Below are 24462 nucleotides of genomic sequence, written 5' to 3'. Positions count from 1 at the left end.
TTCTTATTTTATCAGCTAGAATCAGGGTAGGAAAGTAAAAAGATGGAGGAATTTACCATGGACAATCAAACCGTATCCAAACCGGGGTTTGCGCGCGTTGTTATGTTGGCCGCGTTTCTGCTTGCGCTTGTGCATCAGTACCTGTTCTACGGCAAGATGCCCGGAATCTCTTACCCGATTTTTGTAGTGCTGTTCTACGCGTTTATGTTCTATTTCGGCAAGGAGAAGCTGCGTAAGCACAACTGGTTCAGCTATATGTGGATGGGTTCAGTCTTCCTTTTGTCGCTGACGTACGCACTGTTTGGCAACTGGTTTTTCTTCGGACTTAATTTTCTTGTCATTCCGGCGCTGATTCTATTACATATGACTTATATGCTCAGTTACCGCCTGCCCTCCTGGGGCGGCTTCGGGCTGATCGGAGCGGCTTTGGAGCATTTCTTCCCCCAGAGCCTGCGCCACTGGAACACAGCGGTGAAGCTGTTACGCCGTAGCCAGGGCGGGGTGTCTAATGCACGCAAGCAGGTTCTTATCCGTATTGTGATCGGGCTGCTGATTTCCGTTCCGCTGCTGCTGATCGTCACCTCGCTTCTCTCCACGGCGGATGGGGTATTCAACCGGCTGCTGTCAGAGCTCCCGGGTTACTTTGACAATATCTCCTTTGGCGAATGGATCAGCAGGGCGTTGTGGATTATCCTGCTTGGCCTCGGGATGTTCGGCTTTGTGTGGGGGTTCATTGACAGTAAGTCCTATATCCGGACCTATCCGCCTGGCGGGCTGGATACTCTGACAGAGCGCGATGTGAACGAACCGGAAGAGGAAAGCATCGGCGTTGATGATCCGATCATCATTACTACGGTTCTGGCGGTGATCAATGCCGTATACATGCTGTTTGTGAGCGTGCAATTCTCGTATTTGTTCGGAGCCTGGGAAGGCATTCTGCCGGATGGCAAGACGTATGCGGATTATGCGCGGAGCGGATTCTTTGAGCTGATTCTGGTGACAGCGATCAATTTCGCTATTCTGCTGCTCTCCTTGCTGGCGGTGCGCAAAGCAGGCGGCGGGCTGAAGCGGGTAATTCAGATTCTGCTCTACATTCTGGTTCTGTGCTCGATGGTCATGCTCTACTCTGCATACTCACGGCTGACATTGTATGAAGAAGCGTATGGCTATACCTATATCCGCTTTCTGGTGCATGCTTTCATGATCTTCCTCGGGCTGCTGCTTGTTCTGGCTGCGGTGCGGATCAGCCGGGCAGAGTTCCCGCTGCTTAAGTGTTACATCGTGCTTGGTTTGCTGTCTTATGTGCTGATGAACTATATCGGGATGGATCACATTATCGCCAGGCAAAATATTCAGCGGTATGCCGCAAGCGGCACCCTGGATGCCAATTATCTGACCGGGCTGTCCGCGGATGTGGTCCCTGAGCTGATTGAGTTCAGCAAGCAGGAGAAAGGTATTCTTGACGAAGCGCTGCACAGCCGTTTGTCTGACCGGTCAGAGCCGCTGAAGAGCTGGCCATCCTTCAATCTAGCCAAATTCCAGGAGCGTAAGGAACTGGAACAATATTTTGAGAAGGGCGTTGCACACTAATATGGGGATAAAACGGATAGTATTTATTCTGATTGCGGTGATCATTGCGGGTTTCGGTGTCTATCAATTCTCGGCATATTCCGAAAAGCTGACGCCTTCCACAGACCTTGCCCGCGAAGCGATCGGCGGTGTGAACCTGCATGACCATATTAATGACAGTCACCTGCTTAAGCAGTTAGGCAGCCCGTTAAGTAAAGAGGATAATGAGCTGTATGATTACTATCACTGGAAGGACGGTCTTGTCACAGCCTCAGTTCATTCCGGCCCGGATGAAGGAATGATCAAGCGGATCAAGATCACAGCCATAGATAATAACCGCTCAGATGACCCGCTCCATACGGCCTTGGGCATCGGACTGGGAGACAGCAAACAAAGTGTGCTTGACCTGTATGGAAGCAAATATTACAAAAGCAATGAGCAGACCGCAGATATTATCGGATATATTGATCATAAACAAGGTGTTACGTTAGAATTCTGGTGTACTCCAGATGCTACAGTAGGTGAAATCCGCCTGGACGACGCCGATATGAAGTAAGGCCGGTTAGCCCTTTGCCCTGGAGCTGTGGTACAGTTTGAACATAAGGTTGACTTTACACGGCGGGAGAGGAAGAACTGCATGTATTCAATAGTAAATCCGGAGGCGGTACGCAGTCTTGCGGAGCAGAATAATCTTACGGCAATGTTCAGCAGCGGCGCAATTGCCCAAATGGAGCTTCGGCGCTACAACGACGGGGACGCAGTGTGTTCGGTGGGCGACCGGCTGGAGAGCATGTTCATTCTGGTGCAGGGCAAGCTGAAGATTCATACCCTGCTGCCTAACGGCAAATCAATGCTGGTCCGGTTCGCCAGGCCGATGTCGGTGATCGGGGATGTGGAACTGCTGCGCCAGTATCCGGTCAAGAACGAAGTGGTGTCGGTGGGGGACAGCCTGCTGCTGGTGGCCGGAAGAAAGCTGCTGCTAAAAGAGCTCGAAGACAATACGGCGCTGCTGCGCTTCCTCGTCGGGGAGCTGAGCCACAAGCTGTATACGCTGGGCCAGACCTCGGCCATGAATGTGCTGTACCCGGTGGAGAACCGCTTCGCCAGCTACCTGATGTCACTCTTCTCGGACAACACCGGCGCTCAGCGGATAGAAGAGATCCGGACCTCCAGCCTGACAGAGACTGCTGATCTGCTGGGGACAAGCTACCGGCATCTGAACCGGGTGGTGCGCCGTCTGATCGAGGAAGGGATCATTGAACGCAGACGAGGCCGGCTGATCGTGCTGGACGAAGAGAGGCTGGCCATGCTTGCGAACGGGAATTTGTATGAATGAACCTGAGTGAACTCTAGTGAGACTGAGCAAACCTGGGTGAATGACAGCAGCCTACTTACATAGCTATAGAAGTTAAACGGATAGAGTACTCTTCCAGAACCGTCATCTCCTGCCTTTGGCCGGGGTGGCGGTTTTTTGTGTTTTTTATGTAAATATGGAGATTATGTTCTTGCATACAGGAATCCCGCTGAATCCCCCGGAAGCTGGGCCAAAGGAGAGTCAAATGTATGCGAAAAACCGAACACGATGTGCGGCCATGAAGGTACCCGGGTCAAATGTATGCGGAAAACCGAATACAATGGGCTGCTATGGAGGTAACCGGGGCAAATGTAAGCGAAAAACCGAACACAATGGGCTGCCATGGAGGTAACTGGGCCAAATGTAAGCGAAAAACCGAATACAATGGGCTGCCATGGAGGTATGTTTCTGTAATTCATCATTCTTACAGCCTTGCCTGCATGTTTCAGCGAATGCTCAGCTTCATTTCAGATTGGTTTAAGGATTGGAACGTAAGATACAGACAAGAGGAAAAGATTAGTAACACGCTTAAGGAGGGACGGGCCAGCAGCAGACGTATGGAGCGCACATGCATGTGGATACACGTAGGATACATAGTCTACAAGCCCCTAGGGGCAGGGGTTATGCAATATAGCTTACATATGGAGTGGAGGAAATTACTATGTTCAGCAGAATTAGAGGAATACGCGCCAAAATCATGTCCGGCTTCGCCGCTGTGATTATCGTGTTCATTACCGCAATCGCGGGCAGCACCTTATTTCAGGGTAAGGTGACCATGCTTACAGAACAGATCAACCGTAACTACAGCAAGCTGTCGCTGGTGCAGGGGTTAACCGATGATATCCGTACGGCAGATGGGCTGGCGGCGAGGTATGTCATGAGCAATACGGATGAGGAAAGAACGGCCAATCTGACTGCTTATGAAGCGATGATCCCGCAGATTACGGCGGCGGCTGAACAACTGAAGGATGCGGGCCTGAACGAAGCTGAGCTTGCGGGAATTACGAATCTGGAGAGTGAATGGGGCAATTATCTGGCCGTGCTGGAGGAAGCTTTTGCCTTAGCCAAAGACGGCAATTTCCCGGAAGCACAAAAGTCGTTTACAACGCTCTCTCTGGATACCATTATCGATTCACAGCTTGTATTTGAGACTATGCTGCATGAAGAAATTGCGAAGGAGCAGAGTCAGGCGGCTACCCACCGCAGCTCGTCTATGGTTACGAGTATGGGAGTCACGGGACTATCTGTCCTGCTGGCTGTGCTGATCGCGTTCGTGATGTCGGCACGGATTCTGAAGCCACTGAGTGATGTGAACAAGCAGCTCAAAGAGATTGCAGACGGCGATGCCGATCTGACCCGCAAGCTGAGTGTGCGGACGAAGGATGAGATCGGTGATCTGGCCCTGAATTTCAATAAAATGACCGATAATCTGGCGGCGATGATCGGCCAGGTGAATGCTTCTGCCAGCGGCCTCGCCGCTTCTTCGGTCAAGCTGACCGCTGATAGCGGAATGACTGCTGAAGCGACTGAGAAGATTGCCGGGATTATGGGCGAAGTTGCCACCGGCACGAGCCGGCAGATGAATGATCTGCAGACCAACATGAATACGATTATTGAAATGTCAGCCGGGATTCAGCAGATTGCTGCCAGTGTGCAGGATATTTCGGAAGCCTCGCTGCGCTCTGCCGAATATGCGGTTGCCGGAGATCAATCGCTGCAATCCGCCGGCCGTCAGATGGATTCCATCAACGAATCCATTCAGTCCCTCTCTCAGCAGGTCATAGGCTTCGTGAAGCGGTCACAGGAAATTGGCAGCATTGTCGGAGTGATCAAGGGGATTGCTTCGGAGACGAATATGCTGGCGCTGAATGCGACAATCGAAGCGGCGCGGGCCGGAGAGCAGGGCAGAGGGTTTGCGGTAGTGGCCGATCAGGTGCGCAGACTGGCCGAACAGTCAGCTGAATCCGCCAATCTGATTGCCGAGATGGCGGCCGGAATCCAGTCAGATGCCGACCATGCAGTGAAGATGATGAAGAACAGCATGAACGAAGTGCAAAGCGGAACTAATATCATTGAAGAGGCCGGACATTCCTTCCATGAAATCCGCAGCTCGGTTGATTCGCTGGCCGGACAGGTTCAGGAGGTATCCGGAGCCGTGGAAGAAATCACGGCGGCAACGGAGGAAATCGTAGACTCCATCCGCATGGTTACGCAGATCTCGGAGACCACTGCGGCGAATACGCAGCAGGTATCCGCTGCATCGCAGGAGCAGATGGCTTCGGTGGAGCAAATTGCCTCCTCAGCCAGCGCACTGAACAGGCTGGCGCAAGGTCTGCAGGGCCTGGTGGCACGGTTCAACGTGTAGATTAACTGGCCGTCAGCTTATTTTCAGCTTGATTATGCATAATAATTAAGAATTCTCTCCCAGAGAATAGATCTTAACCCCCTGCCAGAGACGGCGGGGGGCTTTGCACTCAGCGGGTAGAAGCGATCATAATCATACCTGCCCGATGGACGAATATACTATTTTGCCATCTTTCTCCGGTAGGCTTCCTCAAGAATTTGATGTAACCCTTCACTCCGTCTATGAATGAATGTTTCCCAGAACAGCCTGCCTTTCTCACTTAATTCTTGATCGGTGTAGCTGCCTTCTTCAAATTTCCCCCAGCAGCCATCTGCGGTAAGCTTGTCCCATCCCATATAGTCTGCGTACAACCGGTTATCAGCAGGGATGTTGGAGCCCATAGATTTCGTCTGGACAAGTTCAGGGCAGAGCCACATGGCGGTGCACACCGACAATAACCCGGCATGCATTTCATCTACCTCGTCCAAACCAGCTTGCGTCGCTGCTTCTGTCCAGGCATTAGGAGTGTTGTGATTCGGGGCGATCAAGAGAAGCTCAGGGTATTTGTAATTGATATGCTTAACAAAGGCGGCTTCCCAGTACGCTCCACCATGTCCATTGCAAACTACAAACTTGGTAAATCCCTGTCTTGCTAAATTAGTAATCATATCTTCTATCATTGCGGTCAAAATATTCGGGCTGACCGTTACCGTTCCCTTACAGTTGGCATGTTCTTCTGAAGTGTTAAATGGAAGGGTAGGCAGAACGTAGGCATTTAATGCCTTTCCATAGGATTCAGCATACAATTCTGCAATTAATGTATCCAAATGCATGGGAAGGAACGGACCGAATTGTTCGGTTGCACCAACGGATATAATAACAGTATCAATTCCGCTGGCTGCAACTTCGGTCGTTGTATTTTTATAGCTAAGCATAATAACCTCCTGATCATTTGGCCATTTAATTATCCCGTAGAAATTACTTATACCTTCATATATTGTCTATACAGCTCCTCAAAAGTATCATAGCGTTCGACTGACCGGCCTGTCAGGTTATATTCTTCCAGATATTCATCCATCGCCTGCAGAAATTGCTCCTTAAATCCATCAAGCTGATCGGCATCGAAGTGTTGCATTAAATCAAACCTCCGGGTTCCCCGCGACTCCGTCATTTCATCCAGGAACTGCTGTGCTCCCATTGCGGCATAGAAGGCATAGGATTGGTCCTTCATTTCGGCGCTTGCAATAACCTTATGGCGGTAATTACACCATAGCTCCTCATAGGTGCCCGCCAGATTATCGTAGGCCGGTACAGGCGGGACTACATATTTTTGATATAGAGTTTTGTACAGATTGTGGATGCTTCTTAGAAGGGTATAGGTTGTGCTTCGTATGTCATCCATCGTCTTGGCATGAATCACATCCATATATATCCTTTCAAAATCCTCAGGAATATACCGGTAGGCGGCAATTTCCTCCAGATATCGCTTAAGCCCTCTTTTAAAATACGTATTATTCAAATTAGTCAGTGCACAGACCAGATTGTAGACCACCTCGCATGAAGCCAGCCTGACGGTCCCGAGATCCTCAGCAAGCATGGCATTCGCGTACTCCTGCTTGGCACTGTCGATCCACTTCTTCGCTCTGCCGATGCATTCGCTCCCGATAGGCTTAGCTAAAGTGTCCAGCGCCCGCTGTCTGTACGCATTGAATTTCTCCATATATTCCGGTTTGGCACAATAGAGCACCTGTAAATCTATCAGACTGGAGGTCATCGGACTCTCAAGCGCAGCCTGCTCTTCAATCCGGGTCTCCCATGGAGTGCAATAGATATCGTATCCGACATCCCCCAGTATGAAGCAGGAAGAGATGCCCCAGCCCTGATGGTTGTTATTGATAATAATTAGATCCAGATCGCTTTTGTCATGGAAATCTCCGGTACGAAAAGAGCCCGTAAGCCCGATCAATGCAATCTCCTCCGGATAATCCCGCTTGGCCCGCTCAATAACCATGTTAATGAGCTTCTCGTTTTTGTGGAATAGTTCCTGCTGGTCAGCTTTATTCATGTGTAGTTCCCCCTTGGCCCGCGCCTTGTCTATTCATTGTATAGGCATCTTGCCTGCGGGGGTATGCCGACTTTAATTAAGATTAATCTCTCCCGGTGTTGGTCAGAGGAAGGGCTCAAGTCAACTTCACTTAATTCGCTGCATAAAAATATGAAATCCGTATTTATGCACATACTAATCATAGAATACGCCATCGACCTAAATCCAGTGATATCTTATATTATTACCATAATTAGTTAGTTCATAGCCGTTCTCTGGGTTCGGTCCGTTTCACTTGCGCTTGCGGAGAGGGCTGATCTGGCTGATTGCAACCTAATCTTCACAGCAGGGAAGGCGGGGGGAATCAAGGAGGCGAGAAGTATAAGGAGAGGGGATATTTTTGAAAGCGCATACTTTAAGGCCGCATCATAAAATTATAGGAGGTGGTTGGCAGATGATTACCAGACACAAGGCTTCTGTGAAAAGGACATTCCTGCTGTACAGTCTGATTCTTGCGCTATGTGTGGGCCAGCTGGCGTTATTCCCGGCAGTGGGGGCAGCGGCAGGCAATCTGGCTCAAGGCAAGACGATTACCGCTAGCTCGGTCGGTGATGTGTATGTGGCAGCGAACGCCAATGACAGCAACCAGGGGACGTATTGGGAGAGTGCCAGCAATGCTTTTCCGCAATGGATCAAGGTCGATCTAGGCTCCAGCAGCAGCGTCAATCAGGTTGTACTCAAGCTGCCGTCAGCCTGGGAAGCAAGAATACAGACATTGTCCGTTCAAGGCAGTACGGAGGATGCTTCTTACAGCAACCTGGCTGCATCAGCGGCCTACAGCTTCAATCCTTCCAGCGGCTCTAACACAGTCACAGTTAATTTCACTGCTGCAACAGCCCGTTATATTAAAATAACCTTCACGGCCAACACCGGCTGGCCTGCTGCGCAGCTATCCGAACTCGAGGTGTACGGAACTGCGGTTTCTACACCGGGAACTTATGAAGCGGAAGCTGCCGCCTTGTCTGGCGGGGCCAAAACCAACACAGATCACACCGGCTATACCGGGTCGGCATTTGTTGATGGTTATCTTGCCCAAGGAGCAGCGACAACGTTCACCGTTTCGGCTGCATCTGCTGGCAACTACAGCGCAGCGCTGCGGTATGCCAATGCCTCCGGCAGCACCAGGACGCTGAGTGTCTATGTGAACGGTATCAAGATCAAGCAGACCTCGCTTGCTAATCTGGCCAACTGGGATACCTGGTCTACACAGGCAGAAATCCTGGCGTTAAATGCCGGAATTAACACGATTGCCTACAAATACGATGCGTCCGACTCCGGCAACGTGAATCTGGATCAGCTGGTCCTGACCGTCTCAGCGGCACCGACCGCTACAGCTACACCCGTTCCGACGGTGGCACCAACGATAGCCCCGACAGCCACACCGGTGCCAACGGCAACAGTAGCACCAACGGCTTCTCCTACAGTAGCACCAACGGCCACGCCGGCTCCAACCCCAACTGTCACACCAACGCCTTCGCCAACTGCCTCGCCGACGGCCTCCCCAAGCGTGGGTCCTGGCTCGAACCTGGCAATCGGCAAAGCGGTTAATGCCTCATCTTCAGTCTTTACATTTGTACCCGCTAACGCCAATGACGGAGATGTGACTACGTACTGGGAAGGAGCGGGCGGAAGCTATCCGAATACACTGACTGTGAACCTTGGCGCGAACGCCAATGTAACCTCGGTAATTGTGAAGCTCAATCCGGCTGCGGCCTGGGCTACCCGTACCCAAACCATTCAGGTACTGGGTCATAACCAGTCTACAGGAACCTTCACGAGTCTGGTGCCGGCCACGGTGTATACCTTTAACCCGGCCAGCGGCAACTCCGTGACCATTCCAGTAACAGCAACGGCCAGCGAGCTGCAGCTGAAATTCACCGCGAACTCCGGTTCAAGCGCCGGACAAGTAGCTGAATTTCAGATCATCGGCACACCGGCTGCGAATCCGGATCTGATGGTAACGGCAATGTCCTGGAGCCCTTCCGCTCCGGTAGAGACCGATGTCATCACGCTGAATGCTACCGTCAAGAATACCGGGTCTGCTTCAGCGGCAACAACAAACGTCAGCTTCTATCTAGGTACCACGCTTGCCGGGACAGCACCAGTCGGTGCACTGGCTGCAGGTGCTTCGGCCACAGTATCGCTGAACATCGGTGCCAAAGATGCCGCAACCTATGCATTAACTGCAAAGGTAGACGAGAACAACACCGTCATTGAGCTGAATGAAGGGAATAACAGCTACTCGAATCCCGCATCGCTTACCGTAAATCCCGTATCCAGCTCGGATCTGATCGCTTCTCCGGTCAGCTGGTCGCCGGGGAATCCGGCTGGCGGGAATACGGTGAGCTTCTCCGTTGCTATTAAGAATCAGGGAACGGCAGCCTCGGCCAGTGGTGCACATAACATCACATTGACTTTGACTGATGCGACCACCGGTGCGGTAATCAAAACGCTGACCGGTGCTTATAACGGTGTCATTGCCAGCGGAAGCACTACAGCCCCGGTTACTCTTGGAACCTGGACCGCAGCGAACGGGAAGTATAATGTAAAAACTGAAATTGCCGCAGACGCGAATGAACTGGCAGTGAAACGGGCCAACAACATCCAGAATCATTCGCTGTACATCGGACGCGGGGCCAATATGCCTTATGACATGTATGAAGCGGAGGACGGGGTTGTCGGGGGCGGAGCGGTCAAGCTGAATCCGAACCGCAATATCGGCGATCTTGCCGGTGAAGCCTCGGGCAGAAGAGCAGTCACATTGAACACAACGGGCAGCTATGTTGAATTCACCACCAAAGCCAGCACCAACACGCTTGTTACCCGTTTCTCGATTCCGGACTCGGCAAGCGGTGACGGAACAACCGCTACACTTAATATCTATGTGAACGGCGTATTCAACAAAGCCATCACGCTGAACTCCAAATACGCCTGGCTGTATGGCTCAGAGATCAGCCCGGGCAATTCGCCAAGCGCCGGCTCTCCGCGCCACATTTATGATGAAGCGAATATTATGTTCGACAGCACTATTCCGGCGGGCAGCACAATCAGACTTCAGAAGGACGCAGCCAACACTTCACAGTATGCAATTGACTTCGTCAGCCTGGAGCAGGTAGCGCCGATCGCCAATCCGGACCCGGCCAAATATACGGTTCCGCTTGGTTTCACGCACCAGGACGTGCAGAATGCGATTGATAAGGTCCGTATGGATACGACTGGTAACCTCACAGGTGTATATCTTCCGGCCGGATCGTATGAAACCTCGAACAAGTTCCAGGTCTACGGCAAAGCGATTAAAATTGTCGGAGCCGGACCCTGGTATACGCGGTTCTATGCGCCGGTCAACCAGTCCAATACGGATGTTGGCTTCAGGGCTGCCGATTCAGCGAATGGATCAACCTTCTCAGGTTTTGCCTATTTCGGCAACTATACCTCACGCATTGACGGTCCCGGCAAAGTGTTCGACTTCTCCAATGTAGCGAACATTACGATCGACAACATCTGGACCGAACATCAGGTATGTATGTACTGGGGGGCGAATACCGACTACATGGTGATCCGAAACTCCCGTATCCGTAACACCTTCGCCGATGGCATTAATATGACCAACGGCAGCACGAACAACCTCGTGTCCAACAACGAAGCCCGGGCTACCGGAGATGACAGCTTCGCGCTGTTCTCGGCAATCGATTCTGGCGGCTCGGACATGAAGGACAATGTATACGAGAATCTGACCTCAATCCTGACCTGGCGTGCAGCCGGTGTAGCCGTCTATGGAGGTTACGCCAACACCTTCCGCAACATCTATATTGCGGATACACTCTGCTATTCGGGGATTACGATCAGCTCACTGGACTTCGGGTATGCCATGAACGGCTTCGGCGCATCGCCGACTACGAATTTCCAGAACATCTCAGTCGTCCGGGCGGGCGGACATTTCTGGGGCTCACAGACCTTCCCGGCTATCTGGGTATTCTCCGCCTCTAAGGTGTTCCAGGGCATCCGCGTCAGTGATGTGGATATCATTGATCCGACCTATCACGGGATTATGTTCCAGACCAACTATGTCGGCAATTCGCCGCAATTCCCTGTAGCGGACACGATTTTTACGAATGTCACGATATCCGGCGCGCAAAAGAGCGGCGATGCCTTCGACTCCAAGTCCGGAGTCGGTATCTGGGCCAACGAATCGGCTGAACCCGGCCAAGGCCCGGCGGTAGGTAACGTTGTCTTCAACAACTTGAAGATCCTGAACACTGTAACGCCTATTAAAAATACCACGTCAACGTTTACGATTACGGTGAATCCGTAGGCTGAATAGTATAGCTGATTATTGTATGGCTGAATACTACCCAGCTGCAATATGCTAAGCTGCATAATATTCAGCATGCTGCAAGAACCGCCTCCCGTGTGTCTGGGGGGCGGTTATTTGATGTAAGGAGAGTATGGGTCTACTGTTGCATCATCTTGATAGTATGATTCAGTTATGAGCCCATTTACTTTGGATGCGAAATTATTCCAGTGAGTATCATATCCAACATTATAGTTCCAGCCGCTTGACCGGAGCTTCTCAGCTAAATAAATATAATCAGCTCGTTGCTTATCGGTTAGGCTAACTGCCAAGGTTTCGTCACCAACCTTGAACTGTTTCAAGTAATCATGCAGCTTCCAAAGAACAGCATCCTTATCGTCACCCTCCATTCCTATGTGTAAGATAACTGAATCTATTGCATCATCTAATTTCTGCGTAACTAAGGGTTCGTTAATCCAGTCTTCTCTTCTCATACATTCCCTCCTCTGATTTTTACCATAATACCACATATCGGAATTCGCCTGGTTGCCGGAAATCCTGCATAATCTACAACAATTGTCATGTTCATGTCCCCGCCAAGTCTTGGCATCAGCTTTTACCGGAAGTCTGCTGGGTAATATGGATAGAATGTCAGTCCAGCAGCAGCGGCACCATCCGCCAAATCGACAGATAGCCTACTGTAGCGATACAATGGATGTTACATCGTGCATGAAGATTAAGACAGGAATAGGGGAGGTATATATATGACGAAGCTGGTAGTCAATAATATTACAGAGCTGATCGGCGGAACGCCGGTGGTACGCTTGAACCGAATTACCGGACCGGAGGATGCGGAGCTGTATGTGAAGCTGGAGATGTTCAATCCCAGCGGCAGCGTTAAGGACCGGGCCGCGTATAATCTGATTCTGCAGGCGGAGCTGGACGGGCGGCTGCAGCCTGGCGGTACGATCATCGAGCCGACGAGCGGCAATACCGGCATCGGTCTGGCGATGAACGCGGCGGCGAAAGGATATAAGGCAATCCTGATCATGCCGGATAATATGACGAAGGAACGGATCAATATCCTGAAGGCCTACGGCGCGGAGGTTGTGCTGACGCCGGCGGCGGAGCGGATGCCGGGCGCAATTGCCAAGGCAGTAGAGCTGGGCAAGGAAATTGCCGGGAGCTTCATCCCTCAGCAGTTCGAGAACAAGGCGAATCCGGACATCCACCGCATCACCACCGCTCCGGAAATTTTGGAGCAGATGGAAGGCCGGCTGGACGTATTCGTTGCTACATCTGGAACAGGCGGCACGATTACCGGCACAGGAGAGGCGCTGCGTGAGCAGCTGCCGGAGCTCCGCGTGGTTGTCGTGGAGCCTCAAGGCTCACCAGTGCTCTCCGGCGGCAAGCCCGGACCGCATAAGCTGGTGGGCACCAGCCCCGGATTCGTGCCGGCGATTCTGAATACCGGCATCTATAATGAGATTGTGCAGGTATCCGATGAAGATGCACTGGATATGGTAAGGAGGTTGGCCAGTACCGAAGGGATCCTGATTGGTCCTTCCGGCGGAGCAGCAGTATGGACAGCCTTGCAGGAAGCCCGGCGCCACGGCCGCGGCAAGCGGGTGTTGTGCATTGCTCCCGATACTGGTGAACGATATCTTAGTATGGGGATATTCGAATAACCCACTGGAGGGGACCCTATGAATCGCGTGAAGAGAAGTTCCCGGCACCGGCTGAAAGCTGCCGGATTGATGATTCTTACGGCGGCGCTAATCTCAAGCTTGTCCGGCTGTTCGCGGCCGGGCGGTACCGACAATTCAGGCGGTGCAGAATCTTCGGCCATGCCATCACCTCCGGTGGCGCAGAGTCCGTCGCCTGTCCCGCAGCAGACCGCCGTCCCGCAAACGGCGGACCCTACTGCAGCCGCCGCGGGTACCGAGTCGCCTGCCCTGGCGGCATTCCTCGATCCCGCCAAGCTGCAGCCTGTATTCGGCTTCGCCGACGAGACCGGGAGTCATATGCTTGTGACCTCGCAGGAAGAGGGAAGCGGGGAGCAGATGGAATCCCTGAATACCGCTATCGGCAACGGAGGCCAGGTGCTGGCTGTGAAGTTCGAGAAGCGGCAAGCGGGGAGTGAGAACAGCAATGGCCGGGAGCTGGCGAATAATTTCGCTAATCTGGCCGGATTTGTCTACACGATAGAGAGCGGCGCTGCGAAGCCGGATGAAACCTATTATCTGGCTGATTCCGCCCTCTTCCCTCCGGCTGCCTTGCTGGAGCTTCAACCGGCTGACCCGGCTGCTCCGCAGCTTGCCGCCGGAGATCCCGTGCGCAAGAGCATAGCTGCCGTTAAGCACCGGGAGATTCAGTCCGCCTGGAAGCTGGCTGATCTGGCCCAGAATAGGGAGCTGTATCTGATTCAATTCACAAGGCAGGATAAGGATATGCTGTTCAGTCTTGTCCTGAATGAAGACGGTAAGCTCAGCTTCATGGATTATCCTGCGGTTATTGAGAACGATGAATATTCGGTCTGGCGTGTCGATGACGGCGGGGAGATGCGGCCGGAGATGTTCTCGTTATTGTTTGCTGCACAGTCGGCAGACGGATTGCTGCTTGGCCTGAACTGGTGGGGAGCGGAGGGTGTGAACTCCTTTTTCCTGCTGCAGCAAGGCAATGCCTTCAAAGAACTGGAGATCCAGTACGGCCGGTACACCTCTCCTATATAAGGCGGGATATAGATTCTTAACGATGACAAAGGCTCCCGGTCACCTTTTGGTGACAGAGGAGCCTTTGCCGGTTATAACAGGAGGATTAGACTTCGTATCATAGATGATCCTTCTATTGTCCGCTGGTGCGGGGTCGTCCTTATTGGCGGCACTGCCTTTTCCGCTTGGCTTAAATGCCTTCATCACAGGCCGGAACAGGATATACCCCAGCAGCCCGCCGAAGGTATTCAGAATGAGATCGTCCACATCAAAGGTTCCGATGTAGAATACCGCCTGCGCACATTCAAGCACCGCACTTAATGCCAAAGAGCGCAGCAGGACACCGGTGAAGGAGCCGCCGCCTTTTCCATTCGGGGACAGTAGCACAAGGAATATGCCATAAGGGATAAACAAGGCAATATTTCCCGCGAAATTAAGCATGGTAGTAGGTGTGAGATGATGATACGTATTGGACAGGGTAGCGAGCGGAACAAAGTTTCCTGTGCGCAGACTGCCGGCAATGTTATCCGGGCTGCGCTGCAGCTGCTGCCAGAGAAAGCTGAAGTTAATCGAACCAAACTTGAATAAGATGATTTTGAATAGTACATAGATGTATACGGCGAAAAGTGCCTGCAACCCGTATATTCTCAGTTTGTATGCCGGATTCATTCCGCATCACCGCCTTCTCTAGGTTATATTGTTATATGGCCTGGCTGTTATGGATATACCGTCATAATTACGCCGTCGATATTATTGCCCGAGAACTCGACATGCCGGCCTTCAGGGGTAGGAACCGGAGTATTTCCAGAGACCGCTATATAGGAAATCTGATATTCTGTATCGTTAACGGTAGCGGTAATCGTCTCCTGCTGCTTCAGATAATCCAGGTATTCTTCCAGGGTGAAATGCTTATCCCGCATAATGATGCTGTGCGGCAGGCCGACATAACGGAAATGCCAAGGCTCATACTGGATGCCGGTAATATCCGTCTTATCTTCAGGATAGCGCAGGATAAATCCGTAATCCCAGGCGTTGTTACGAAGCCATTGCCCTTCCGGAGCCTGGCTCATCGCCATCTGCGAGGAGCCGATATCAAGTGACAAGCCCAGGTTATGCTCGCTATGGCCCGGTGGAAGGGCATATTCGGCTCCCTTCTCCTCATAGAGCTGCTTCTGCTCCGAGTTGTTCCGGTATCCGCTGCTGATCAGGAAATTCTGGACACCCTGCCCGGCTGCAGCTCCTATCATAATCGAGAATTGCTCCGCTACCTGCTCGGAGAGCATCGTCTTGTTGTCCAGCAGACCATAGCCTTCGGTCAGCTCCTGATGCTCAGACAGATTCACAATATCTTTACTGACTCCCGCTTTATGTACAGGGTATTCTTTGTTGACGAGCAGCAGATTGCCCTGATGAACCCTGCTTTTAGGGATAACCGTCAGATTCTTGGAGCCGTGGTCCGTAACGACTTGAACGATTGGGGTGTCCTGTCCGGGGACAACAGCTTCTCTGCCTTGGTGCACCCACTCCAATCCAAGCAAACCGGCAAGAACAACCCAAAAAAACCACTTCTTCATTTCATCTTCCTCCTTGGACTCTATGTCTATAAGAATAGGGAAGTGAATTTAAAAAGAAGTGGGGTAAAGATAAAGTTTTTCTTAAAATATTAAAATGCAAAGGCATTTCCGCGTAAAATAATTGAATTTAAATCTCTACTTGAGCAGACCCGGCAGCCGCACCTCAAAGAGAGTGCGGATCGTGTCACTCTGGACAGAGATCGTGCCGTGGTGCTGCTCGACGATATTTTTGGCAATGAACAGGCCCAGTCCGGTACTGCCCTCCTGATGGGTCCGCGCCCGGTCGCCGGTGTAGAACATATCGAAGAGAAAGGGAAGCTCCTCCTCGGGGATGCTATCCCCATAGTTGATCACCTGGACGAGCGCATTCTCTCCCTCCGGGTTGCAGCGGATATCGACATACTGGCCGTCTTTGCCATAACGCACGGCATTGGTCAACAGGTTCTCGAACACCCGGGCCAGCAGCTCGCCGTCCCCGGATATTCTCATCTGCGGAGCCAGCGCAAGGCGGGCAGTCAGCCCGTTGTTCTCCAGCACAGGATACAGCTCATCGTTCAGCTGGACGAGCAGCTCGCTTAGATCAAGCGGAAGCTTCTGGACGGTCAGCATGCCGTAATTCATCCGGGTAATCTCAAACAGCTCATCAATCAGCTTCTCAAGCCGCTGCGATTTGGTGTAGGCAATCGTTGTGTAATGCTTAACCTGATCGGCGCTTAACTGCCCGTCCTTCAGCACCAGATCCAGATAACCCAGCACGGAGGTCAGCGGTGTCCGCAGATCATGAGCCAGATTGAGCACGAGCTTGTCCTTGCTGTTCTCGGCGAAATCCCCGCGTTCTACAGCCTGCTGCAGCTTATCCTTGGCCAGATTCAAATCGGCGGCAATATCCTCGAACTCATCGCTGGATGTTATGCTGATGCGACTCTTGAAATCGCCGTTCGCCAGAAGGCGGATATGCTGGGAGATCTCTTTGAAATAACGGGCATAAGGCTTGGTGAACAGGAAGAAGAACAGCAGCGCCAGCGGGATGAAGAAGATCAGGAAGAAATTGAGGTCGCCAAATTCAGCGATCATCCAGCGGTAACGGGCCAGCGTGTCCTCATACTTAACCTGTGAGGTATAGTACATTTGCAGGCTTTTATATAGCACAAAAGTAACAGCGCCCGAGCAGGCCATACTCAGCATCAACAGAAAGATCATTTTGAAGCGGAAGCTGCGGAACAGATTAGCCATTGAAGGTGTACCCTACCCCCCAGATCGTTTTGATCCACATATTTTTGGTCTGTTCTTCGCCAAGCTTCTTCCGCAGGGTGCGGATATGAACCATGACCGTGTTCCCACCCTCATAATAGGCTTCACCCCAGACCTGCCGGAAGAGATGCTCTGCACTAAACACCTTCTTGGGATAGCTGGCCAACAGATAGAGGATATCGAATTCCTTCGGCGTCAGCTCAACCGATTGTCCGTACAGCGTCACCGACCGGCGGTCCGGATCAATGATCAGACCTCCTGTTTCCAGCACTGCCTTTTGCTCCGTAACCGGCTGATTCAGCTGAGTGGACCGGCGAAGCTGCGCATTCACTCTGGCGACCAGCTCCATAGGGTTGAACGGCTTGGTCATATAATCGTCGGCGCCGATAACAAGTCCGGTGATTTTATCCAGGTCCGAAGTCTTGGCGCTCAAAAAAATAATCGGCAGCCCGTGCTTCTCCCGGATTTGCCGGGTCACCTCATACCCGTCCATGCCGGGCATCATAATATCCAATACCGCCAGATCAATATGCTGGGTTTGGACCGCCTGCACAGCCGCTGTGCCGCTTGTAACCTTGATGGGGTGATAGCCCTCTTTTTCCAGATGCAGTCCGATCAGCTCAGCAATTTCCGCATCGTCATCGGCGATAAGAATCGTAATACGTTTCATTTCGTTGTCTCTCCTGTATAGTCAGCATGAAATCATACTTGATTGTGCTTTGATCCTAGTGTACCCTATCGGATATGGTTTCGCGACCTGCTATGATAAGAAGATTGAGTTCCATCTTTGATGATTTTATATTTTAAATACTTAATTTTGTAACATTTACTTGCGGGCATAGCCCGAAAGAGTCATGCCGGGGAAGTCCCGGTAATGATAAAGTTATCTTCAGTATTAGGGAGGCGACTGCGACGTATACCCGAATTAAAGTGCTCATTCTGCTGATTCCAACACTTATGGTCGGCATCTGGGAGTTTGTGCGGCATCAGTTCCTGATGCAGTACATCTCCATGGACATGGGAAACTACTTAACTCCGGTGCTTGTCTTTCTGTTCAGTATCGTTCTGCTCCTGCCGCTCTTCCGGATGCTTGAACGGAGTCAGCGGGAGCTGGAACGGGAGCGGGCGGCAACTACGGCGATGGAAGCGCGTGAGCTGCTGGCCAAGGAGCTGCATGATGGGATGGCACAGTCGCTGTTTCTGCTCTCCGTGCGGATTGACCGCCTGGAACAGAACCGCAAAGACGGAGAGATCAGCGCAGAGAGCGTGAATCAGATCAAGAAAACAGTGCACGAAGTCAACCGCTATGTGCGCCAGGCCATTGCCAATCTGAAGGTGCCGGTCAGCGGCAAAGAGAGCTTCTCCCTGGAGCGGTCCATTCAAGAGCAGCTTGCCGGAATAGCCGGGGAAGTGATGATTGAGGTATCACTGGACTGGCATCTGGACGAGCAGGCGCTAACGGCAGCGGAACAGGCTGAGCTGTTGTCCTGCATCCGCGAGGCCATTATTAACGTGCGCAAGCATACGCGTGCAGGTAAAGTATCTGTCTCCGGCCAAGGCGATAGGCTGAATTGGAACGTGGATGTTGCCGATAACGGCGCCGGATTCGTGCATGCCGATCCTTTTGCGGTGAGTGGAAGTTATGGTCTTCAGATTATGAGAGAACGGGCACGCAGCATGGGCTGGAAGCTTAACTTACAATCCGGTTCTGCCGGAACAGTGGTAGAGATTTCGAAAGGGGGGACGACGGATGGAACGCTGCCGGGTGCTGATCGTAGATGACCATGCGCATGCTCGTGAAGCGATGAGTGAGATTGTGGCGCTGGATGAACGGTTCGAAGTGATCGGCGCTGTTGCGAGCGGGGCGGAGGCGATTGTCTGGACGGGGCAATGGATGCCGGACCTGATTCTGATTGACATCGAGATGCCGGGAATGGACGGCCTGGAGACTACGCGGCGCATTAAGCTGGAATATCCCTATGTCAAAATCGTCATCGTCACCGTATCGGATGAGATCTCCTATCTGTTCGAAGCGCTCAAGCAGGGGGCGCAGGGGTATCTCCTGAAGAATCTGGCACCGTCTACCTGGATTGAGTATTTACTGGCTATTGTAAGTGAGGAGGTTTCGCTGAGCCGGGAGCTGGCTTTTCAGATTCTGAAAGAGTTAGCCGTGACCTCCGTCAAGGAAGAGCGGGAGGCATTAACGGCGAGGGAGAAGGAAATACTGGGCTGTGTATCTTCCGGGTCAACGAATAGGGAGATTGCGGCCACCCTCGGGATCTCTGAGCACACCGTCAAAAACCACCTCAAAAACATTCTCCAGAAGCTCCAGCTCCAGAACCGCACGCAGCTCACCCGGTATGCCATGGAGCAGGGACTGGCTTCGCGGGAACGGGATTTTCCGGGGAAAAGATAGAGCTTTGCAGAAGGATGATTAGACTACATAAGAGAGAAGGGGAGATCCCATTGAACAGACTTTTCCGTAAAATAGCAGCCCTGGCCGTACCTGCGGCCGCAGCACTAATGGTATTCGCAGCCGTAGCTAGTGCGCATGTAACCGTCAGCCCAGCACAATCGAGTGCAGGTGCCTGGGAGACTTACACGCTCAAAGTACCCTCTGAGAAAGATATTGCTACAGTGCAGATCGATCTGCGCATCCCGGCAGGAGCTGCATTCAAGCAATATGAGGCTGCTCCCGGCTGGGACGTAACGGTGGCTGGCGACAAGGTCAGCTGGATCGCGAACGGAGACGGCATTCTGGCCGGACAGTTCCAGCGCTTCTACTTCACCGTCCAGAACCCGGCCGCCGCAGGCGATATCGCCTGGAATGCCTATCAGCATTATGCCGACGGCAGCGTGGTCCAGTGGTCCGGCGAAGAAGGCTCGGAATCCCCGCATTCCATCACAGCGATTGCCGAAGCTTCCGGCGGAGGCACCCACTCCCACGGCTCCATGGACATGGCGGATAACGGCACCATGACCATGGACGAGCATGAGGCGATTATGGAGGAAGAGGGGAACAGCTCCAGCGTGTCACCGATGCTGTACATTGCGCTCGGCATCTCGCTGCTGTCCTTCCTGCTGGCCGCTATTGCTTTGCTGCGGGGGAAGAAGGAGTAGGGCTGGAACCGGGCTACTGCCTGAAGTTCAGGTAAGAGGATTGAAGCAGGTATTTGTACGAGGAATATAGTAAGCATATCTGCTATACTGGCCAAACGACTGTTCTGGCGAATCGGAAACCCCGTGCTTGAGGTGAGTATCACCCTCAGGTGCGGGGTTCTTTGTGGTTTGAGGAATGCTGGGATGTGGGGGATGTGGGGGATGTGGGGGATGTGGGATGTGGGGATGTGAGAATGGGAGAATGCTGGGATGTGGGAATGCGTAATATGCTGGAATGCTAGGATGCTAGGATGCTGGAATGCTGGAATGCTGGAATGCTGGAATGCTGGAATGCTGGAATGCTGGAATGCTGGAATGCTAGGGATGAGGGTGCAGGATGTGCTGATGTGCTTATGCGATGATCGGTTGCATTCCCGCTGACTGGTGCCCAGCGATTTTGTAAACAAACTTTATCTATGGATGCTCACGCACGCCGGTTGGGAACAACAGTTGGAAAAACAACACTTAATTCCGGGAAATTCCCTAACATACCGGGCGTAGTTGGAAAAACAACACTTAATTTTGCGGGATCAGGCAATTACCCGGTGTAGGGGCAGAATTAAGTGACATAAATCCAACTGTTCTTGCTGAAGCTCCAGAGCCGGGAGCAATAAGTGTTATAAATCCATCTGTTATCCGGGTGCGGCGGTTCTACGAGCGAAGCGGCTGCTAAATGACAGGTCACATGAGAACAATCTTTACGGATGAGTTACTGACACCTATTCCGGGTGTGTTCCACGAATTTCCACATGTAGCCTTACAACTTATCCACTAACGTATTCCAGGTCAGCTCAATAATCGCGGTCATTTTATTCGGTTCGTTGGATACATAGGTAACCACTGCGTTCTTATCCGGAAGCATAATTACATACTGGCCATACATTCCGTCGAGCCGGTAGGAGTTAGGATAGGAGTTCATCCACAGCTGATATCCGTAACCCTGGTGATAATCTGGGGTTGCAAAGTCAGGAGTGAAATCATCAGTCTTTATCTGGACGGAAGTTGCTTGCTCCACATAACCGGATGGAATGAGCTGTTGCCCGTTCCACGCGCCTTTATTCAGGAGCAGCTGTCCGAATCTGGATAAATACTCTGCGGTTAAGTGTAACCCCGAGAACCCTTGCGGGAATCCCAGCGGACATCTGTCCCACTCCGGCTTGGGAATATCAAGCGGGTGGAATATTTTCTCATACAGATAGTCGTCCAGGTTTGCTCCAGTAGTGCTGCTAATGATTCTGGAGAGCATATAGGTGGCTGAATTATCATAGGTGAAATGAGTCCCAGGCTCAAAGACAACCGGCTCCTCAAAAAACAGCTCAGCAATATCCCATTTCTGCCCGCTTCTCCAATCCGCCTTATTCACCGGACATTCCGCATGCCCGGACCCCATACACAGCAAATGATGGATCGTGATCCTTTTCAGAAATTCCGTGTTATTACTGCAGGTATGGAAATAATCAGGAAAGAAATCTACTACAAGATCATCAAGTTTGAAATTTCCCTCATGAACGGCAATCCCCACAGCCATGGAAGTAAAGGTTTTGCTTGCAGAGTATAGTAGGTGCGGCTGTTCCTCCTCAAAATCATGCCTGGCCATCAGCTCACCGTTCTGTCTGACCACCACATTCAAAACGCGCAGATTCTGCTTGTTCACCAATGCTACCAATTCGTCTAATAGTACAGTGTTCATTGTTTCGCCTCCGTAAGCAACAAAGTTAAGACTATTTGGAATTTGCCTAGTCTTACTATAGCTGGATATGTATTATACTGTAAGTGATATTGGTATGAGTGTTATAACTAACAAGACCCGATGTATTGTGGACGCTTGCGGAGGTGGATATATGGCTGCGAACTTCAATGTAATTACTTTTACCAAAAGGATAATTGATTTAAGCTGGCTACTCAAAGTCCTTCAAGGAAGAGGTTACGATGCTAATATTAATCAGATTGAATCTATCGGAAATTGGGAGTTCAACGATTTAATAAACCACCCGCAGGATGTTGAGATTGCAGAAGTCCTAGAGCTTCTTGAGAAAGGCCGAATTTTACTGATATTTGGTGAAATCCAGTCTTTTAAATTTGTAGTGATGTTAAGTAAAACTGATACCATCTATGAAACAAGAGTGTCTTTGGATACAAAATACATAGAATACTTAGATAGCGATACGCTTAATGATGTTACCCGGCCTATTTATGATGAAATTTCGAATGTACTGTTATCTTCCGAAATGGTGAATAAGTTACTTGTTTCTGCATTAGGTGTCGAGGTAGTTGTGGACTACGATGAGGATTTTAATAAGATGAATTTTGATAGCCATAATGTGGTGAGATGGGTTTTTGGAACGCAGGAGGGTGCAGGTAAACGTGATCTTATGGGTTACACGCGGGTAGCTGCTGGTGTTTGGGATAGAAATATTCAAGTATGACGACATAATGATGTAGAAGTTATATGGCGGGGAGATATCAAATGTCAGTATACTTTATGGACAATATTTTTCAGGAAAATGATATTGAACCTATGAAATGATCTTAAAGAGATTAGAGAAAATTATCGGATTTTAAAAGGAGTTCCTTATTTTGAAGATGAACGGTAGTTGTTCTTTCACAATACGTAATGAAGCTTTAGATTTTGATTACATTACTAAAAGATTAGCATTTAAACCAAATTCAATCCTGAAAAAGGGGCAGGCCATCAGAAAAGAAGCAGTGACTCAGGCTCCCTTTGATATTTGGCGATATGAAGTAATAATATCTGAAGAAGTTGAACCGGAAGAAGCACTACAGCTTTTACCGAATGATCTAACTCCCAACTTTAAAGAAATTAATGAGTTAACAAGTCTTTATAAAGATGTTGGAATTGATTGTTACTTGAGATCGGGTTATGGCCAAATGGGCTTGCAGCTTACGACTGAAATGATGAAGAAAATATCGATTTTAGGATTAGGGCTTAATATACATATTCTTTCCTTTGGTGGGGTTGAAGAGGATGACTAGTACGAAACGGGAAAGGATAGGGGATTCATGTCAATCTCAGCCTCTATAAATATAAGTTTAAGCAATCATAGTCGTGAAAGCTTATCGTTACCGGATTTGTTTCAAAACTTTGAAAATGAAGGTTGGACATACGTAAAAAGTAATGGTGAGATTACTATACTGCCTTTGGGTGATGATGATTATAATTGGACATCTAGTGTACTTAATAGAGACAGCTTCTTCGATATCTTGAAAAAAAAGCAGGATCAAAAAGAGATTATTGGAATTGAGTTAATGCGGGTAGATTCTGAAGTTGGATGTGAGTTACTAATCTTTAATACAAATCAAATGATGTTTAGTTTATCAATAGCAAGAAAGAAAATTAATGCAAAAGATGATATAGATATTACTGATTTTAGTTGGTATTTGGAACGTGTTTTGCCTGTTTTAAAGAATTTACAAGTGGAACAAATAAGCTGTGAACAATTTTAGTAAGGAGTTTTTATTCTGGTTCTGATTGAGAGTGCTTAGAGAGGCGATAATTATACGATTCCATATAAATTAACTCAATATGAAGGGCTGATATAATATCTTTAAGATGGAGTTAACATTTGAGAAGCCGTTGGAAAGTATACCTGAAACAGAATACTTAATACCTGATTTAGAACTTGATGATGAAGTGGCTATTCTAATGTGTATATGCACAGCATTTGAAATTTCACAATCTGTATCTTTCGTTGTTGGTGGTTTTGGGCAAGATAATTGGCCTGTTGATTGTAGAACGGATCTATGTACTGTAATTGAACAAGTCCCTGATATATTAGGGAAAACAAGAGCGGGTATATACTCCTTTGAATTAGATTTCTACGAACAGGGAATTGAGAGACGGCTCCTATTCAAGGAGGATACAAATCTTGTTAAGGTCACTTGCATTAGTCGTACTAAATGGGAACCTCATCCAAGTTCAGTGTTTATGGAAAAGACCGTAGTTTCCAAAATATTTGAAGAGATTTATAGCGATTTTTGGGATTTAAGCGCTGTGTTGTGTAAGGGCATTACATGAAAACTTCATCCTAATTGAAAAATACCAAGCAATAGAAGATTCAATGTAGCTTATGATTTTTAATATATG

At 50.2% G+C, this 24462-nt stretch carries 22 protein-coding genes; 14 read left to right on the top strand and 8 right to left on the bottom strand.

Annotation, left to right across the window (positions count from 1 at the left end; genetic code table 11):
• The first annotated feature begins 57 nt into the window (after positions 1 to 57).
• The 4 genes from MKX70_RS25710 (at position 58) to MKX70_RS25695 (ending at position 5288) form a co-directional block, all read left to right on the top strand.
• Positions 58 to 1590, top strand: a complete 1533-nt coding sequence (locus tag MKX70_RS25710) for a DUF4153 domain-containing protein (RefSeq protein ID WP_340841121.1) — start codon at positions 58 to 60, stop codon at positions 1588 to 1590.
• Between the two features lies 1 nt (position 1591).
• Complete coding sequence (locus MKX70_RS25705) at positions 1592 to 2125, top strand: hypothetical protein (protein ID WP_340841119.1); 534 nt, start codon at positions 1592 to 1594, stop codon at positions 2123 to 2125.
• Positions 2126 to 2206: 81 nt separating this feature from the next.
• Positions 2207 to 2905, top strand: coding sequence for a Crp/Fnr family transcriptional regulator (locus tag MKX70_RS25700; protein WP_042235475.1), 699 nt, complete (start codon positions 2207 to 2209; stop codon positions 2903 to 2905).
• A gap of 679 nt (positions 2906 to 3584) precedes the next feature.
• Entirely contained in the window at positions 3585 to 5288 is a 1704-nt protein-coding gene (locus tag MKX70_RS25695) for a methyl-accepting chemotaxis protein (RefSeq protein ID WP_340841118.1), read from the top strand.
• A gap of 158 nt (positions 5289 to 5446) precedes the next feature.
• Here the strand turns inward: MKX70_RS25695 and MKX70_RS25690 are convergent, their stop codons facing one another.
• A complete protein-coding gene (locus tag MKX70_RS25690; protein WP_042235477.1) occupies positions 5447 to 6202 on the bottom strand; it encodes a creatininase family protein in 756 nt (251 codons plus the stop codon).
• 47 nt (positions 6203 to 6249) lie between these two features.
• Positions 6250 to 7332 carry a nucleotidyltransferase domain-containing protein gene (locus MKX70_RS25685; protein WP_340841117.1) on the bottom strand — a complete coding sequence of 361 codons (1083 nt, stop codon included), beginning with the start codon at positions 7330 to 7332 and terminating at the stop codon, positions 6250 to 6252.
• A 433-nt stretch (positions 7333 to 7765) separates the two neighbouring features.
• On the opposite strand from MKX70_RS25685, the gene MKX70_RS25680 reads away from it, so the two are divergent.
• Positions 7766 to 11683, top strand: coding sequence for a galactose-binding domain-containing protein (locus MKX70_RS25680; RefSeq protein WP_063840073.1), 3918 nt, complete (start codon positions 7766 to 7768; stop codon positions 11681 to 11683).
• A gap of 113 nt (positions 11684 to 11796) precedes the next feature.
• Here the strand turns inward: MKX70_RS25680 and MKX70_RS25675 are convergent, their stop codons facing one another.
• Positions 11797 to 12156: a hypothetical protein gene (locus MKX70_RS25675; protein ID WP_042235481.1), complete on the bottom strand. Its 360-nt coding sequence runs from the start codon at positions 12154 to 12156 to the stop codon at positions 11797 to 11799.
• Between the two features lie 270 nt (positions 12157 to 12426).
• On the opposite strand from MKX70_RS25675, the gene cysK reads away from it, so the two are divergent.
• Positions 12427 to 13350: a cysteine synthase A gene (cysK, locus tag MKX70_RS25670; RefSeq protein WP_042235483.1), complete on the top strand. Its 924-nt coding sequence runs from the start codon at positions 12427 to 12429 to the stop codon at positions 13348 to 13350.
• A gap of 18 nt (positions 13351 to 13368) precedes the next feature.
• Complete coding sequence (locus tag MKX70_RS25665) at positions 13369 to 14394, top strand: hypothetical protein (RefSeq protein ID WP_340787620.1); 1026 nt, start codon at positions 13369 to 13371, stop codon at positions 14392 to 14394.
• Positions 14395 to 14433: 39 nt separating this feature from the next.
• On the opposite strand, the gene MKX70_RS25660 is transcribed toward MKX70_RS25665, so the two are convergent.
• The 4 genes from MKX70_RS25660 to MKX70_RS25645 form a co-directional block, all read right to left on the bottom strand.
• Positions 14434 to 15042 carry a VanZ family protein gene (locus MKX70_RS25660; RefSeq protein ID WP_340841115.1) on the bottom strand — a complete coding sequence of 203 codons (609 nt, stop codon included), beginning with the start codon at positions 15040 to 15042 and terminating at the stop codon, positions 14434 to 14436.
• A 47-nt stretch (positions 15043 to 15089) separates the two neighbouring features.
• Positions 15090 to 15947, bottom strand: coding sequence for a M15 family metallopeptidase (locus MKX70_RS25655; RefSeq protein ID WP_340841114.1), 858 nt, complete (start codon positions 15945 to 15947; stop codon positions 15090 to 15092).
• A gap of 135 nt (positions 15948 to 16082) precedes the next feature.
• On the bottom strand, positions 16083 to 17180 hold the full coding sequence (locus MKX70_RS25650; RefSeq protein ID WP_042235488.1) for a HAMP domain-containing sensor histidine kinase: 1098 nt from the start codon (positions 17178 to 17180) through the stop codon (positions 16083 to 16085).
• Positions 17173 to 17868: a response regulator transcription factor gene (locus MKX70_RS25645; RefSeq protein WP_340841113.1), complete on the bottom strand. Its 696-nt coding sequence runs from the start codon at positions 17866 to 17868 to the stop codon at positions 17173 to 17175. Before MKX70_RS25645 ends, MKX70_RS25650 begins: the two co-directional genes overlap by 8 nt.
• Before the next feature lie 287 nt (positions 17869 to 18155).
• Here MKX70_RS25645 and MKX70_RS25640 point away from each other — a divergent pair, with 287 nt between their 5' ends.
• Genes MKX70_RS25640 through MKX70_RS25630 form a run of 3 tightly spaced genes read left to right on the top strand, consistent with a single transcriptional unit; the run spans position 18156 to position 20318 of the window.
• Positions 18156 to 18980, top strand: a complete 825-nt coding sequence (locus MKX70_RS25640; RefSeq protein ID WP_042242331.1) for a sensor histidine kinase — start codon at positions 18156 to 18158, stop codon at positions 18978 to 18980.
• On the top strand, positions 18949 to 19614 hold the full coding sequence (locus tag MKX70_RS25635; protein WP_340841112.1) for a response regulator transcription factor: 666 nt from the start codon (positions 18949 to 18951) through the stop codon (positions 19612 to 19614). Before MKX70_RS25640 ends, MKX70_RS25635 begins: the two co-directional genes overlap by 32 nt.
• A 50-nt stretch (positions 19615 to 19664) precedes the next feature.
• Positions 19665 to 20318: a YcnI family copper-binding membrane protein gene (locus MKX70_RS25630; RefSeq protein WP_340841111.1), complete on the top strand. Its 654-nt coding sequence runs from the start codon at positions 19665 to 19667 to the stop codon at positions 20316 to 20318.
• A gap of 796 nt (positions 20319 to 21114) precedes the next feature.
• Here MKX70_RS25630 and MKX70_RS25625 read toward each other — a convergent pair.
• Positions 21115 to 22047, bottom strand: a complete 933-nt coding sequence (locus tag MKX70_RS25625) for a serine hydrolase domain-containing protein (RefSeq protein ID WP_042235495.1) — start codon at positions 22045 to 22047, stop codon at positions 21115 to 21117.
• A 151-nt stretch (positions 22048 to 22198) separates the two neighbouring features.
• Between MKX70_RS25625 and MKX70_RS25620 the strand changes: the two genes are divergently transcribed.
• The 4 genes from MKX70_RS25620 (at position 22199) to MKX70_RS25605 (ending at position 24393) form a co-directional block, all read left to right on the top strand.
• Positions 22199 to 22783 carry a hypothetical protein gene (locus tag MKX70_RS25620; RefSeq protein WP_042235496.1) on the top strand — a complete coding sequence of 195 codons (585 nt, stop codon included), beginning with the start codon at positions 22199 to 22201 and terminating at the stop codon, positions 22781 to 22783.
• A 157-nt stretch (positions 22784 to 22940) separates the two neighbouring features.
• A complete protein-coding gene (locus MKX70_RS25615) occupies positions 22941 to 23351 on the top strand; it encodes a DUF4279 domain-containing protein (protein WP_340790213.1) in 411 nt (136 codons plus the stop codon).
• Positions 23352 to 23378: 27 nt separating this feature from the next.
• On the top strand, positions 23379 to 23822 hold the full coding sequence (locus MKX70_RS25610; RefSeq protein WP_042235500.1) for a hypothetical protein: 444 nt from the start codon (positions 23379 to 23381) through the stop codon (positions 23820 to 23822).
• A gap of 130 nt (positions 23823 to 23952) precedes the next feature.
• Positions 23953 to 24393 (top strand): hypothetical protein, encoded by a 441-nt coding sequence (locus tag MKX70_RS25605; protein WP_340841110.1) that lies wholly within the window; start codon positions 23953 to 23955, stop codon positions 24391 to 24393.
• The last annotated feature ends 69 nt before the right edge of the window (positions 24394 to 24462 follow it).

It is taken from the genome of Paenibacillus sp. FSL R7-0312 (assembly GCF_038004445.1).
Classification (GTDB): Bacteria; Bacillota; Bacilli; order Paenibacillales; family Paenibacillaceae; genus Paenibacillus_AQ.
Note: the sequence above shows the minus strand (reverse complement) of the source record. Positions and strands in the feature narration are given on the sequence as shown.

Coding starts and splice junctions, on each gene's coding strand:
- MKX70_RS25710 (WP_340841121.1), top strand. CDS start 58: ATGGACAATCAAACCGTATCCAAACCGGGGTTTGCGCGCGTTGTTATG.
- MKX70_RS25705 (WP_340841119.1), top strand. CDS start 1,592: ATGGGGATAAAACGGATAGTATTTATTCTGATTGCGGTGATCATTGCG.
- MKX70_RS25700 (WP_042235475.1), top strand. CDS start 2,207: ATGTATTCAATAGTAAATCCGGAGGCGGTACGCAGTCTTGCGGAGCAG.
- MKX70_RS25695 (WP_340841118.1), top strand. CDS start 3,585: ATGTTCAGCAGAATTAGAGGAATACGCGCCAAAATCATGTCCGGCTTC.
- MKX70_RS25690 (WP_042235477.1), bottom strand. CDS start 6,202: ATGCTTAGCTATAAAAATACAACGACCGAAGTTGCAGCCAGCGGAATT.
- MKX70_RS25685 (WP_340841117.1), bottom strand. CDS start 7,332: ATGAATAAAGCTGACCAGCAGGAACTATTCCACAAAAACGAGAAGCTC.
- MKX70_RS25680 (WP_063840073.1), top strand. CDS start 7,766: ATGATTACCAGACACAAGGCTTCTGTGAAAAGGACATTCCTGCTGTAC.
- MKX70_RS25675 (WP_042235481.1), bottom strand. CDS start 12,156: ATGAGAAGAGAAGACTGGATTAACGAACCCTTAGTTACGCAGAAATTA.
- cysK (WP_042235483.1), top strand. CDS start 12,427: ATGACGAAGCTGGTAGTCAATAATATTACAGAGCTGATCGGCGGAACG.
- MKX70_RS25665 (WP_340787620.1), top strand. CDS start 13,369: ATGAATCGCGTGAAGAGAAGTTCCCGGCACCGGCTGAAAGCTGCCGGA.
- MKX70_RS25660 (WP_340841115.1), bottom strand. CDS start 15,042: ATGAATCCGGCATACAAACTGAGAATATACGGGTTGCAGGCACTTTTC.
- MKX70_RS25655 (WP_340841114.1), bottom strand. CDS start 15,947: ATGAAGAAGTGGTTTTTTTGGGTTGTTCTTGCCGGTTTGCTTGGATTG.
- MKX70_RS25650 (WP_042235488.1), bottom strand. CDS start 17,180: ATGGCTAATCTGTTCCGCAGCTTCCGCTTCAAAATGATCTTTCTGTTG.
- MKX70_RS25645 (WP_340841113.1), bottom strand. CDS start 17,868: ATGAAACGTATTACGATTCTTATCGCCGATGACGATGCGGAAATTGCT.
- MKX70_RS25640 (WP_042242331.1), top strand. CDS start 18,156: ATGGTCGGCATCTGGGAGTTTGTGCGGCATCAGTTCCTGATGCAGTAC.
- MKX70_RS25635 (WP_340841112.1), top strand. CDS start 18,949: ATGGAACGCTGCCGGGTGCTGATCGTAGATGACCATGCGCATGCTCGT.
- MKX70_RS25625 (WP_042235495.1), bottom strand. CDS start 22,047: ATGAACACTGTACTATTAGACGAATTGGTAGCATTGGTGAACAAGCAG.
- MKX70_RS25620 (WP_042235496.1), top strand. CDS start 22,199: ATGGCTGCGAACTTCAATGTAATTACTTTTACCAAAAGGATAATTGAT.
- MKX70_RS25615 (WP_340790213.1), top strand. CDS start 22,941: ATGAACGGTAGTTGTTCTTTCACAATACGTAATGAAGCTTTAGATTTT.
- MKX70_RS25610 (WP_042235500.1), top strand. CDS start 23,379: ATGTCAATCTCAGCCTCTATAAATATAAGTTTAAGCAATCATAGTCGT.